13 protein-coding genes and 1 pseudogene are annotated in these 12,552 nt (G+C 53.0%); 4 read left to right on the top strand and 10 right to left on the bottom strand.

Going from position 1 to position 12,552, the window contains the following annotated elements:
* Nucleotides 1-63: 63 nt before the first annotated feature.
* The gene (gene recQ / locus ACLJR2_RS18490) at nt 64-1,893 is read right to left on the bottom strand and encodes an ATP-dependent DNA helicase RecQ (RefSeq protein WP_001533487.1); all 1,830 of its coding nucleotides are present in this window, start codon (nt 1,891-1,893) and stop codon (nt 64-66) included.
* 83 nt (nt 1,894-1,976) lie between these two features.
* Nucleotides 1,977-2,846, bottom strand: coding sequence for a phospholipase A (pldA, locus tag ACLJR2_RS18485; RefSeq protein ID WP_001201692.1), 870 nt, complete (start codon nt 2,844-2,846; stop codon nt 1,977-1,979).
* 164 nt (nt 2,847-3,010) lie between these two features.
* Between pldA and yigI the strand changes: the two genes are divergently transcribed.
* The 4 genes and pseudogenes from yigI (at nt 3,011) to yigF (ending at nt 5,296) form a co-directional block, all read left to right on the top strand.
* A complete protein-coding gene (yigI, locus tag ACLJR2_RS18480; protein WP_001277136.1) occupies nt 3,011-3,478 on the top strand; it encodes an acyl-CoA thioesterase YigI in 468 nt (155 codons plus the stop codon).
* 43 nt (nt 3,479-3,521) lie between these two features.
* The gene (rarD, locus tag ACLJR2_RS18475) at nt 3,522-4,406 is read left to right on the top strand and encodes an EamA family transporter RarD (protein ID WP_000339080.1); all 885 of its coding nucleotides are present in this window, start codon (nt 3,522-3,524) and stop codon (nt 4,404-4,406) included.
* 34 nt (nt 4,407-4,440) lie between these two features.
* Nucleotides 4,441-4,900, top strand: a pseudogene (locus tag ACLJR2_RS18470) (hypothetical protein).
* A 15-nt stretch (nt 4,901-4,915) separates the two neighbouring features.
* A complete protein-coding gene (gene yigF / locus ACLJR2_RS18465; RefSeq protein ID WP_000356594.1) occupies nt 4,916-5,296 on the top strand; it encodes an inner membrane protein YigF in 381 nt (126 codons plus the stop codon).
* Nucleotides 5,297-5,344: 48 nt separating this feature from the next.
* On the opposite strand, the gene corA is transcribed toward yigF, so the two are convergent.
* The 8 genes from corA to lptM all read right to left on the bottom strand — a co-directional run bounded on the left by corA (nt 5,345) and on the right by lptM (nt 12,448).
* Entirely contained in the window at nt 5,345-6,295 is a 951-nt protein-coding gene (gene corA, locus ACLJR2_RS18460; protein WP_000947139.1) for a magnesium/cobalt transporter CorA, read from the bottom strand.
* A gap of 155 nt (nt 6,296-6,450) precedes the next feature.
* On the bottom strand, nt 6,451-6,507 hold the full coding sequence (gene ysgD / locus ACLJR2_RS18455) for a YsgD/CorL family protein (RefSeq protein ID WP_212723238.1): 57 nt from the start codon (nt 6,505-6,507) through the stop codon (nt 6,451-6,453).
* A 259-nt stretch (nt 6,508-6,766) separates the two neighbouring features.
* Nucleotides 6,767-8,929 carry a DNA helicase II gene (gene uvrD / locus ACLJR2_RS18450; protein ID WP_000383436.1) on the bottom strand — a complete coding sequence of 721 codons (2,163 nt, stop codon included), beginning with the start codon at nt 8,927-8,929 and terminating at the stop codon, nt 6,767-6,769.
* 135 nt (nt 8,930-9,064) lie between these two features.
* Nucleotides 9,065-9,781, bottom strand: a complete 717-nt coding sequence (gene yigB, locus ACLJR2_RS18445; protein ID WP_001213560.1) for a 5-amino-6-(5-phospho-D-ribitylamino)uracil phosphatase YigB — start codon at nt 9,779-9,781, stop codon at nt 9,065-9,067.
* The gene (gene xerC / locus ACLJR2_RS18440; protein WP_000132874.1) at nt 9,781-10,683 is read right to left on the bottom strand and encodes a tyrosine recombinase XerC; all 903 of its coding nucleotides are present in this window, start codon (nt 10,681-10,683) and stop codon (nt 9,781-9,783) included. Before xerC ends, yigB begins: the two co-directional genes overlap by 1 nt.
* Nucleotides 10,680-11,387 carry a DUF484 domain-containing protein gene (locus ACLJR2_RS18435; RefSeq protein WP_000812768.1) on the bottom strand — a complete coding sequence of 236 codons (708 nt, stop codon included), beginning with the start codon at nt 11,385-11,387 and terminating at the stop codon, nt 10,680-10,682. The genes xerC and ACLJR2_RS18435 overlap by 4 nt, the downstream gene beginning before the upstream one ends.
* The gene (gene dapF / locus ACLJR2_RS18430) at nt 11,384-12,208 is read right to left on the bottom strand and encodes a diaminopimelate epimerase (protein WP_001160671.1); all 825 of its coding nucleotides are present in this window, start codon (nt 12,206-12,208) and stop codon (nt 11,384-11,386) included. The genes ACLJR2_RS18435 and dapF overlap by 4 nt, the downstream gene beginning before the upstream one ends.
* A gap of 36 nt (nt 12,209-12,244) precedes the next feature.
* Nucleotides 12,245-12,448: an LPS translocon maturation chaperone LptM gene (lptM, locus tag ACLJR2_RS18425; protein WP_000799903.1), complete on the bottom strand. Its 204-nt coding sequence runs from the start codon at nt 12,446-12,448 to the stop codon at nt 12,245-12,247.
* Nucleotides 12,449-12,552: the final 104 nt, after the last annotated feature.

Here is a 12,552-nt window from a genome sequence, read left to right as displayed (position 1 = left end):
AAAAATGGCTCGCGGGGAAATAGTTCAGTGAGTCACCATCCTGGCACTTTTTTGCCGGGCTGACTACTCTTCGTCATCACCATCGACATGCGCGCGGATGAGCGCCATGAATTCTTTCCCGAAGCGCTCCAGTTTGCGCATCCCAACCCCGTTAACGCTTAACATCTCGCTGGCGGAAACCGGCATCTGTTCCGCCATTTCTATCAGCGTGGCGTCGTTAAAGACCACATACGGCGGGATATTCTCTTCATCAGCGATAGCTTTACGCAGCTTGCGCAACTTAGCGAACAATTTGCGATCGTAATTACCGCCGAACGATTTCTGCATCACGCGGGGTTTGAGGGCGACGATGCGCGGCACCGCAAGCTTTAGCGGAACGTCTCCACGGAGTACCGGACGCGCGGCATCCGTCAGCTGTAATGCGGAGTGCTGCGCAATATTTTGCATTACCAGCCCCAGATGAATGAGCTGGCGAATCACGCTCACCCAGTGCTCATGGCTCTTTTCGCGTCCCATGCCATAAACCTTGAGTTTGTCATGACCGAAATCGCGGATGCGTTGGTTATTCGCGCCGCGGATCACCTCGACAACGTAGCCCATGCCAAAACGCTGGTTAACCCGACCAATGGTAGAAAGCGCAATCTGGGCATCGTTTAAGCCATCATATTGTTTGGGCGGATCGAGACAGATATCGCAGTTGCCGCACGGTTCTTGTCGGCCTTCGCCAAAGTAATTAAGCAATACCAGGCGACGGCAGGTTTGCGCTTCGGCAAAAGCGCCCATCGCATTCAGTTTATGCCGTTCAATATCCTGAAGCTGTCCGGCTGGTTTCTCTTCCAGACAACGACGTAGCCAGGCCATATCAGCCGGATCGTAAAATAGCATGGCTTCCGCAGGAAGTCCGTCGCGCCCGGCGCGGCCCGTTTCCTGATAGTAGGATTCAATATTGCGCGGGATATCGAAATGCACGACGAAACGTACGTTAGGTTTGTTTATGCCCATTCCAAAAGCGACGGTCGCCACCACGATTTGCAGATCGTCGCGCTGAAATTTTTCCTGCACATCGGCGCGAATAGCGTTTTCCAGCCCCGCATGATAGGCCGCCGCGCTAATGCCGCGACTTTGCAAGCGCGCGGCGGTATCTTCCACTTTCGCCCGACTGTTGCAGTAGATGATACCCGATTTGCCGCGTTGCTCCTGAACATAGCGCATTAGCTGGTCGAGCGGCTTAAACTTCTCCATCAGCATGTAGCGGATATTCGGTCGGTCAAAGCTACTGATCTGGATTAACGGATCGTTAAGCCCAAGCAGACGAATAATATCCTGGCGCGTGGTGTCGTCGGCGGTGGCGGTCAATGCCATAAACGGCAAAGCGGGAAAACGCTGGCGAAGCTGACCGAGCGCCGCATATTCCGGACGGAAATCATGCCCCCATTGCGAGATACAGTGCGCTTCATCCACCGCCAGCAATACCGGATTCCAGTGCGCCAGATGATCAAGAAAGTTGTCCAGCATCAGGCGTTCCGGCGCAATATACAGCAGACGAATCTGTCCGGTACGGCACCCCGCCATCACCTCAAGCTGCTGCTCGCGGCTTTGAGTGGAGTTCAGGCACGCCGCCGCCACACCGTTCGCCAGTAGCTGATCGACCTGGTCTTTCATCAACGAGATCAGGGGCGAAACGACGACGGTCAATCCGTCCAGCAACAACGCGGGGATTTGATAGCACAGAGATTTGCCGCCGCCGGTGGGCATGACGACCAGACAGTCGCGACCGGAGAGCGCAGTATCAATAATCGCTTCCTGGCCCGGGCGAAACTGTTGGTAGCCAAAGGTTTCCTGCAAAACCTGTTTGGCCCCTGATTCCAGATTCAACACTTCCGCCTGCGCCACATTAACCCCGTTCACCATAAATCAAAACAGGCGCTATTTTCAGCGCCTGCGAGAGAAACTGCAATGTTTAAAACACAATCCAATCAGAAGATATCGTTAAGCATCACGCCGACGCCGACACGTGTCTGATTAAAATTATAGTCGATCAGCGATTCGCCATAGCCGCTGTACACCTGGGTATAAAGCCGGACATGTTTAGTGACCGGATAGCTTAATCCAACTTCCGCGCCGCCGTAGCCTGTATTCCAGTTGTACTGGCCTTTGGCGCTTAATACCGCCTCGCCCAGGTGATAACCGATTTTAAGCTGGTAATAACCCATATATTTGGTGATGTCCGGATTATCATCGGTACTGCCAATCACGTACCACGGTTTGACCTCTACCAGCCAGTTACCGTTTTCGGCCATCAGACGGGTATACAGACGGTTCCAGCTACGCGAGGTGGGGTCTGAACGTCCGTTAGAGTCATGGTTGTAGCCCATCTCTACGTCGCGCAGTGTCCAGCCGGCAAAGCGATAATCGGTAGCAAAACCAAGAAAAAGCTGCGGTTCGTAGTTGGTTTCGCGAAACGGCGAAGACTCTTTACTGTTGGAAAGCTGCCACCAGGATTTCTGCGTATAGGAAGCGCCCAGTACCGAGTTCGGCCCCAGTATTCCGCGCCACAGCGGAAACGCCAGGCTCAGCTGAAATTTCACTTCATCTTTACGTGCGTTTTCAGACCAGTTGTAGGTACTTATGGCCTCTTTGTTCAGATCGCTGGTGTTCGTGTAGATCAAGTAGTTCGTGTCATAAGGGTAAAGCGTAAAAGGGTTATCATGCTCCTGTAGCATGTTAGCGATGATACTTCCCCGTACTGCAGGCGCATCATGAACCTCTTTTATCGTAGCTTCTTGTGCATATGCCGCTAATGGCAGTAGCGTGGCTGGCAACAACCCTCTCAAAATCGCCCGCATTCTTGACGTTCTCCTGACGAAGTATTTTCAGCTTGAATCATTCTCTGCCAATCATTTTTACATATTTACACACATAGCCGTTAGTTATCCCTTCTTAAAGTAGAAAACAACAATTAAGAAGCATAATATCAACATTTCATTAACCAATGGAGTGTCAGGAATCTATGTCCGCTGTACTTACCGCTGAACAAGCTCTGAAATTAGTGGGTGAAATGTTTGTCTACCACATGCCGTTTAATCGGGCGTTAGGGCTGGAGCTGGAACGCTATGAAAAAGCGTTCGCCCAACTGGCCTTCAACAACCAGCCGATGATGGTCGGCAACTGGGCGCAAAGCATTTTACACGGCGGCGTGATCGCCTCTGCGCTGGATGTCGCCGCCGGACTGGTATGCGTCGGCAGCACGCTAACTCGCCACGAAACCATCAGCGAAGATGAACTACGCCAGCGCCTGTCGCGGATGGGAACGATTGACCTGCGCGTCGATTACCTGCGTCCGGGCAGAGGCAACCGCTTTACGGCCACCAGTAGCCTGCTGCGCGCAGGGAATAAAGTGGCCGTCGCCCGCGTGGAATTACACAATGAAGATCAGCTGTACATCGCCAGCGCCACCGCTACTTATATGGTGGGATAAAAGCAGGTAAACTGTTGTTACACTTCAGATACGAGTTTTCCGGATGGACGCAAAACAAACACGGCAGGGCGTATTACTCGCTCTTGCCGCCTATTTTATTTGGGGGATCGCCCCCGCGTATTTCAAGCTGATCTATTACGTTCCCGCAGATGAGATCCTGACGCACCGCGTGATTTGGTCATTTTTCTTTATGGTGGCGCTGCTTAGCGTCAGCCGGCAGTGGCGACAGGTGAAGCGCTTACTGAAAACGCCAAAGAAGATTTTCCTGCTGGCCCTGTCCGCCGTACTGGTCGGCGGTAACTGGCTATTATTCATTTGGGCGGTAAATAATCACCATATGCTGGAGGCCAGCCTGGGTTATTTCATTAATCCGCTGGTTAACATCTTGCTGGGGATGATTTTTCTTGGCGAACGCTTCCGTCGAATGCAGTGGCTGGCGGTGATTCTGGCGGTGTGCGGCGTGCTGGTGCAACTCTGGACCTTTGGCTCGCTGCCGATTATCGCGCTGGGGCTGGCGTTTAGTTTTGCGTTTTACGGCCTGGTGCGTAAGAAGATCGCCGTTGAAGCGCAGACGGGTATGCTGGTTGAAACGCTATGGCTGTTGCCGGTCGCCGCGATTTATCTGTTTGGCATCGCCGATAGCCCTACCAGCCATATGGGGCAAAACGCACTATCGTTGAACTTACTGTTAATGGCGGCGGGTGTGGTCACTACGATTCCGCTGCTGTGCTTCACCGGAGCGGCTACGCGTCTGCGTCTTTCTACACTGGGCTTTTTCCAGTATATCGGCCCAACGCTGATGTTTTTACTGGCGGTGACGTTTTATGGCGAAGTGCCGGGCGCGGATAAGATGGTGACATTTGCGTTTATCTGGGTCGCGCTGGCGATTTTCGTGATGGATGCGATTTATACGCAGCGTAAAAAATAACGCGACTATTATTCTAAATATAATCTGAAAAAATATGCCTCCCCTTGTAAGGGGGGTAGCATATTGTCATGCTAACGACGTAACCCAACATATGGATGTGAAATTAATGTTAAGTGTTTTTATTCCTTCATCTGAGAGATGTGTTTCCAGATGTCGTTATTTATTATCATTCGCGCTAATAAATATAATATTTTCCATTTTGGTTGGGGTTTTATTATATTTAAGCTTTGTGATACTGGCAATTTTATTCACAATTTTACTACATTATCTCGTCATTAATTTAAACTGTCAGCGATTCAGAGACAGTGGCTTTGAATATATAAAATTCTATGTATGGGGTACGCTTGTAATCTATATTGCCTCCTTCGTGATAATGGTTGCTGAAGATTTCGCTTGCGATGGCTTTGGTATGCCTCTTTTTCTAATCTGGTATTTTGCAACCTTTTCTCTGCTACTTCTGGCCCCCCCCGGATTCGAATTCACTCAACAAGTAATTTAATGGAGTTTACATGGACAAGGATTATATTAATGATGGTTCGCTATCTGAAAAATGGAAATACCGTTTTTCATTTTACGATCAACATGGTTTCCCTGGATTTTGGAAAGTAAGCCCAGAATATAAACAGGCATTTAAAGCATTAAAGCCCCGACAACGGTTGACTATTCAAATAAACTTTATTGCCTTTTTCTTCTCATGGATTTATTTGTTTGTACTGGGTCTGTGGAAAAAAGCAATTATAGTTATTTTATTAGGGATCGTTGCAATATTTATTGGAGCATTAATCGGCGTTAACATACTTGGACTTGTTGTCGCAGCTTATGTCGGCGTCAATACAAATAAGTGGTTCTATGAAAAAGAGGTTAAAGGTATCAATACCTGGAGCCTGTAACTTTTCAGGGTGGTTCAGCCGCAGCTGAATCACCCTGGCCTTAATGTCTTACAACCAGTTCTTACGCTTAAAGTACAGATACGGCGCAAGCCCCGCCAGAATCATAAAGATAATCGCGCCTGGATAACCAAAGCTCCACTTAAGTTCCGGCATAAACTCGAAGTTCATCCCATAGCTGGAAGCGACCAGCGTCGGCGGCAGGAACACCACGGAAACCACCGAGAAGATTTTGATAATGCGGTTCTGCTCGATGTTGATGAACCCCATCGCCGCCTGCATCAGGAAGTTCACCTTCTGGAACAGCGATTCATTGTGCGGTAGCAGAGATTCGATATCGCGCAGGATCTCACGCGCCTGCTCCAGCTGTCCGCCCGGTAAGCGCGCCTTGCGCACCAGGAAGTTCAGCGCGCGTTGGGTATCCATCAGACACAGGCGTACCTTCCAGCCGATATCTTCCAGTTCCGCCAGCGTGGAGAGCGCTTCGTCGTATTCATCGCCCTGATGCCCTTCCATAATGACGCGGCTCAGTTTTTCCAGATCGCTGTAAATGTTTTCGATCTCATCCGCTAGCTGTTCAATTTTGGTTTCGAACAGATCGAGCAGTAATTCATAAGCATTACCGTCGACCATCGCCTGGCTGCGGGCGCGCATACGATACAAACGGAAGGCGGGCAGTTCGCGTTCACGCAGCGTAAACAGACGGCCATCGCGAATAGTGAATGCCACCGTAGAGTTACCGGCATGATCTTCCGCATCTTCGAAGAAGAAGAAGGAGTGGATATGCAGTCCGTCTTCGTCTTCAAAGAAGCGCGCGGATGCTTCGATATCTTCCAGTTCAGGACGCGTCGCCAGACTCTGGCCCAGCTCAGATTGTACGCGCAATCGCTCGTCGTCGTCCGGTTCGACCAAATCGACCCATACGGCATCAATCAGGCTTTGTGACTCCTCGACTTCCAGCCGGGTCAGTCGGTTTTTTTCCAGTTGAAATGCGCTCAGCATGACCGGGACTCCCAATGCGTAAAAATATCGGACAGTTCAGATGGGCACACAGAAACAAATTGGGTTTCAGACCATTAAACAGCCTGACTCAACGCGACGGGAAAAAATGAAAGGTCGCTGACAACCGCTAAGGCTATCAGCAAAAAGGGATAGCCTTAGGAGTTGATCCTGGATGACAGGATAATGAGCCAGTATCTACTGGGTGTGTCCAAGGCGAATGTCCTCTTAGCGTAATCGTGGGCGCATGTTACGCCAGCAAAAATTTGCCGTCAACACGCAACGAAACGCGAAAAAGCAATAATTTCCCCTTATGCAGAAAGGTTAGCAGAGTGAGAGTATTTATCTATGATTTCAGAATATTAACATCAATATATCGCCGGATGGCGGCTTCGCCTTATCCGGCCTACAAATCAAAATGTTAGCCAGCGCGTAGGCCGGATAAGAGGCGTCATCCGGCAATATGAGAGTCGGTCAAACCGTTTCCAGCTTCGCATATGCGGCAACCAGCCATTTGATCCCTTGCCCCTGAAAAGCCACCTGCAACCGGCTATGTTCGCCGCTGCCCTCCAGGTTGACAATAGTTCCCTCGCCGAACTTCGCATGGCGCACGCGTTGGCCGAGTTTGTAGCCTGTGTCGTTTTCCGCCAGCGGCGTTCCCATTCGTTGATGGCTCACCGGACGACTGACGGTGGCGCGCAGACGGACCTCTTCCACGCACTCTTCCGGCAACTCGCCGATAAAACGCGACGGGCGATGATAAACCTCTTTACCATACAGACGGCGAGTTTCGGCATAGGTTAGCGTCAGTTTCTGCATGGCACGGGTAACGCCGACGTAGGCCAGACGACGCTCCTCTTCCAAACGCCCGCCCTCATCCAGCGACATCTGGCTGGGGAACATGCCCTCTTCCATGCCGACAATAAACACCTGCGGAAACTCCAGCCCTTTGGCCGAGTGCAGCGTCATCAGCTGTACCGCATCCTGCCAGGTATCCGCCTGCCCCTCGCCCGCTTCCAGCGCCGCGTGAGAGAGGAAGGCCTGCAATGGCATTAAATCTTCATCTTCGTCGTTGTAGCTGAACTGCCGCGTCGCCGTCACCAGTTCCTCTAAGTTTTCGATGCGCGTCTGGCCTTTCTCGCCTTTTTCTTGCTCATACATGGTGCGCAGGCCGGAATCTTTGATCACCCGGTCAGTCTGCACATGCAGCGGCATGTCGGCGGTTTCCTGCGCCAGAGCGTCAATCAGTTCCATAAAGCGTTGTAGCGCGCTGGCCGCACGCCCGGCCAGCGCTTTTTCCTGTAACAATTCACGGCACGCCTGCCACAATGTTAGCTGGCGATCGCGCGAGGTCTGGCGCACCACGTCCAGCGTGCGGTCACCGATGCCGCGCGTTGGGGTATTCACCACGCGTTCAAAGGCGGCATCATCGTTGCGATTGGCAATCAAACGCAGATAAGAGAGCGCATCTTTGATCTCCTGGCGTTCGAAGAAGCGCATACCGCCGTAAATGCGGTACGGCATACTGGCCTGTAATAACGCTTCTTCCAGCACGCGCGACTGGGCGTTGCTGCGATAAAGGATGGCGCATTGCGCAAGCGCGCCGCCGTTGTCCTGCCAGGTTTTGATACGGTTAACCACAAAGCGCGCTTCATCCAGTTCGTTGAAAGCGCAGTACAGCGATATCGGTTCGCCATCAACGCCGTCAGTCCACAGCTTTTTACCCAAACGCCCATTGTTATTCTCAATCAGAGCGTTCGCCGCGCTAAGGATGTTGCTGGTCGAGCGGTAATTCTGCTCCAGACGAATGGTCTGCGCGCCGGGGAAATCATTGAGGAAGCGCTGGATGTTCTCTACCTGGGCCCCGCGCCAGCCGTAAATCGACTGGTCATCGTCGCCGACAATCATCACCTTACCGGTATCGCCCGCCAGCAGACGAACCCAGGCGTACTGAATGTTGTTGGTATCCTGGAATTCGTCCACCAGGATGTTAGTAAACCGCTCGCGATAGTGTTGCAGGATGTGCGGCTTGTTCAGCCATAGTTCATGAGCGCGCAGCAGTAGCTCGGCGAAATCCACCAGACCAGCGCGATCGCACGCTTCCTGATAGGCCTGATACACCTTCTGCCAGGTCTGTTCCACCGGGTTGCCATAGCTTTGAATATGGTGCGGGCGTAGCCCTTCGTCTTTCTGGCTATTGATGTACCACATCGCCTGACGCGGCGGCCACTGCTTCTCATCAAGATTCATCGCCTTAATCAGGCGTTTAAGCAAACGCATCTGATCCTCGCTGTCGAGAATCTGGAAATCCTGCGGCAAATTAGCGTCCATATGATGCGCGCGCAGCAGGCGGTGCGCCAGACCGTGGAACGTCCCTACCCACATTCCGCCCTGGCTGGTCCCCATCAACTGGCCAATACGATGGCGCATTTCCGCCGCCGCTTTATTGGTAAAGGTCACCGCCATGATGGAGTATGGCGAGTTGTTTTCTACGCTCAGTAACCAGGCGATACGGTGCACCAGCACGCGGGTTTTCCCGCTTCCCGCGCCCGCCAGCACCAGCATGTTGCTACGTGGCGCGGCCACCGCTTCGCGCTGTTTATCATTAAGGCTGTCGAGCAGGTAAGAAACGTCCATTGGCACCGCCGCGTAAAAACATGAAAACTAAAAACGCCCGGTGGCGCTTCGCTTACCGGGGCTACTTATCGTAGGGCGGATAAGCATAGCGCCATCCGCCAGAATAACTGGGAATTTATACAGAACTACTGGTGATTATATCAGCGAGGTGAGAGATGCCAACCGCGAAATTTCGATATGCGGCAGTAAACGGCTGTCCTGCGTCCGCATCAGGTCGGCATTTTCAGGTTTAATCCAGCAGGCCTGCATCCCACAGCGAATAGCGCCAGCCACATCGGTAGTCAGATCATCGCCGACATGCAGGATCTCGCCGATCGGCACATGCAGTTTTTCCGCCGCCAGGAAATACATGTCGCTAAACGGCTTGGAACGTCCATCCGGGCCGGCGCGCAGTACAAACTTAAAGTAATCGCCGAGGCCAAACAGTTCCGGCTGGGCATTGCCGTTAGTGATCGCCACCAGCGGCCATTTTTTCGCAAGCTGCTGTAACGTCTCATGGGTAGCCTGCGGAACCTCAATCTGGCTGCGCCATTTGGCAAAATGCATCATCGCCGCATTCGCGCCGGCAATGGCCTCCTGCGCCGATAATCCCGCATCCCGCATGGCCTGCTCTATCGCACGATGGCGCCAGCGGGTAACGTCATGATAGATTTCCGGCTCCGCTTCACGCACCGCCTGCCGTATCCGCTGTAAATCGACGTTTTGAAACGAACGTAGCGACGGGTGATAATTTTGCATAAAAGCGAGCGCTTCCTGCTCAGTACGCAAAATCACCGGACGGTTATCATAAAGGGTATCATCCAGGTCAAAGGTGAGCGCGGCAATACGCCCCAAAGGCCGGTAAAAACGCATTATTTCCCCCGTTTAGCGCGCGGATGCGCCGCGTCGTACACTGAAGCAAGATGTTGAAAATCAAGATGAGTATAAATTTGGGTGGTGGAAAGGTTGGCATGACCCAGCAGCTCTTGCACGCCGCGCAGATCGCCGCTCGATTCCAGCATATGGGTCGCGAACGAATGGCGCAGCTTATGTGGATGCACGTGGCTGTTTAGCCCCTGCTTTATGCCCCATTCGGCGAACCGTTTTTGGACATTGCGCGCGGAGATACGCTTGCCGAGCTTCGACAGGAATAACGCCTCTTCATCGCTGGCGAACAGGCCGCGCAGATCCAGCCAGTGCTCAATCCACGTCACCGCGTTACGGCCAATCGGCAGGCGTCGCTCTTTGCTGCCTTTACCCATTACCCACACTTCTCCGGTATCAAGATCGAGGTGCTTTATATCCAGGCCAACCAGTTCGGATAAACGCAGTCCCGCGCCGTACATGACCTCCAGCATCGCCCGATCACGTACGGCGAGCGGATCGTTAAGATCGATGTCCAGCAGGCGGTTAACGTCGTCGACATCAATATTTTTCGGCAGATGACGCGGCGCTTTCGGTGCGGAGACGCCCTTCGCCGGGTTAGCTTTCAATTCGCCCTGACTGACTAACCAGTCAAAAAAGCTTCGCAATGCCGAGAGACGTAGCGCCAGACTGGCAGGGCCAAGCCCTTTACGCCGACTGCGCACCGCAAAACTGCGCACAATCGCAGCGTCACATTGTTGCCAGCTTTTCAGCCCGGTTTCTCCGGCTAAAGCGATAATGGCATCAAGCTGACGCTGGTAGTTCAGCAGGGTAATAGGGCTAAGCTGGCGCTCCACGCCTAAATAGCGCAGGAACCGCGAGACGTCCTGAGAAAGCGCGACATCCGTCATACGCGTTTAATCCAGCGTTCCAGCAGTTCCGGCAGCATCAGCGCGATCTCCTGTAAAAGCTGCGTCCCCTGTCCCGGCTGATAGTGGTGCGGGTCACGGCTGCTGAAGAGAATCACCCCGAGGTCGCCATCGCTGCCCATCATCGACATGGCTACCGAGCCTACAGCCTTCGCCTCCGGCAAGACCACCAGCAGTTCCGGGCCGTTTAGCGGGCCAAGATAATGCTGCGACTGTCCCAGTCGTTGAATACGCAGCGGCTCGAAGGCCTGACGGTTTAAAGCCAGATGCGTATAGCGCGATGGCGCGCCAAGACGCCACCGATCCGGGAACAAACGCAGCGTCGCGCCGGCAAGACCCAAATCGCGCGCCCAGCGGTGAAACCGCACCAGCATCTCATCCAGACTATCCGCGGCGACCAGACGGCTTTGCAGATTCAGCAAGCGATAAAACAGGCTTTCATTGGCATGAGCCTGTTCCATCAGCAGCGTCATATTTTCTTCAAGCACATTGATGTGATTACGCGCGCGGGCCATATGCCACTCAACGAGCGAAACCGTTCCCCGCACGGGATGTGGAACACGCATCGCTTCCACGGCATGGGCGTTACGGATAAAAAACTCAGGGTGATGGCGCAGGTAATCGACGACCGCTCGATCGTCCAGTTCCGTGAGCGTTTCCTGTAGTTCTTCCTCTGGTTGCTTCATAAATGGATAAATCCGTCGTAGATATGTGCCGCCGGACCAGTCATGTATAACGGATGACCCGGACCTTTCCAGGCGATATCCAGCCGACCGCCCGGTAATTCCACGCGTACTTCTTCAGCCAGCAGCCCCTGCTGAATCCCCACGGCAACGGCAGCGCACGCGCCGCTGCCGCACGCGCGGGTCTCCCCTGCGCCGCGTTCATAGACTCGCAGCCGGATATGCTCACGTCTTACAACCTGCATAAAACCAATGTTGGCGCGTTCCGGAAAACGCTCATGGCTTTCCAGAACCGGCCCCAGTGTTTCAACAGCCGCCGTGTCGACGTTATCAACCTGAATGACACAGTGCGGATTGCCCATTGAAACCACGCCGCACAGTATGGTCTGTTCCGCCGCTCGCATAATATACGTCTTTTCCGCTTTGTTGGCGCGAAAAGGCACCTGCGCGGGTTCAAAGTTTGGTTCCCCCATATTCACCCGCACCAGTTCATCTTCCGTGACGCTCAGTACCATCCGGCCATTCGCGGTACTGACCCGAATGTCGCGTTTATTGGTTAGCCCTTTCAGGCGAACAAATCGCGCGAAACAGCGCGCGCCATTGCCGCACTGCGAGACTTCACTGCCGTCGGCGTTGAAGATGCGGTAATGAAAGTCCAACTCAGGATCATAGGGCGGCTCAACCACCAGCAGCTGATCAAACCCTACGCCCAGGTGTCTGTCGGATAGCCGACGAATCAGTTCCGGCGAAAAAAAGACATTCTGCGTTACCGCGTCGACGACCATAAAATCGTTGCCAAGGCCATGCATTTTAGAGAATTGCATCATTCACTCCGTTCACGCGGGGACAGAAAACTATCCTCAGTAATTGACCTGGGACGGGCCATCTCCCGTTGCGCGATCGTTCTTATCGGGCATCGTGGACTGCGTTTGCGAATCGACTTTTTTCGTCGGCGGCGGCGCATTTTTATCGGCTGGCGGGAAATAAAGCGGCCCTTTCAAACCGCAGCCCGTCAGGCTGAACAGAGTCAGAAGTACAGCGAGTGTCTTAAACACGTTTTTCATTATGGATTGCCTGTAAGTTCATGCTTTCTATTTTCTATCATCGCAGGAGAAGGCGTAAAAGCAAGCGTTTAGGGGCTCTTTATAAAATCTGAAAAGCGGCGCGT

The organism is Salmonella sp. SAL03688 (genome assembly GCF_046551895.1).
Lineage (GTDB): Bacteria > Pseudomonadota > Gammaproteobacteria > Enterobacterales > Enterobacteriaceae > Salmonella > Salmonella enterica.
This window is presented reverse-complemented; position numbering and strand designations above follow the sequence as displayed.

Bases quoted from the DNA above. Each gene is read 5' to 3' on its own strand.
- dapF (WP_001160671.1), bottom strand. From the start codon at position 12,208: ATGCAATTCTCTAAAATGCATGGCCTTGGCAACGATTTTATGGTCGTC.
- uvrD (WP_000383436.1), bottom strand. From the start codon at position 8,929: ATGGACGTTTCTTACCTGCTCGACAGCCTTAATGATAAACAGCGCGAA.
- rarD (WP_000339080.1), top strand. From the start codon at position 3,522: ATGGACGCAAAACAAACACGGCAGGGCGTATTACTCGCTCTTGCCGCC.
- yigI (WP_001277136.1), top strand. From the start codon at position 3,011: ATGTCCGCTGTACTTACCGCTGAACAAGCTCTGAAATTAGTGGGTGAA.
- yigB (WP_001213560.1), bottom strand. From the start codon at position 9,781: ATGCGTTTTTACCGGCCTTTGGGGCGTATTGCCGCGCTCACCTTTGAC.
- xerC (WP_000132874.1), bottom strand. From the start codon at position 10,683: ATGACGGATGTCGCGCTTTCTCAGGACGTCTCGCGGTTCCTGCGCTAT.
- corA (WP_000947139.1), bottom strand. From the start codon at position 6,295: ATGCTGAGCGCATTTCAACTGGAAAAAAACCGACTGACCCGGCTGGAA.
- ACLJR2_RS18435 (WP_000812768.1), bottom strand. From the start codon at position 11,387: ATGAAGCAACCAGAGGAAGAACTACAGGAAACGCTCACGGAACTGGAC.
- pldA (WP_001201692.1), bottom strand. From the start codon at position 2,846: ATGCGGGCGATTTTGAGAGGGTTGTTGCCAGCCACGCTACTGCCATTA.
- yigF (WP_000356594.1), top strand. From the start codon at position 4,916: ATGGACAAGGATTATATTAATGATGGTTCGCTATCTGAAAAATGGAAA.
- lptM (WP_000799903.1), bottom strand. From the start codon at position 12,448: ATGAAAAACGTGTTTAAGACACTCGCTGTACTTCTGACTCTGTTCAGC.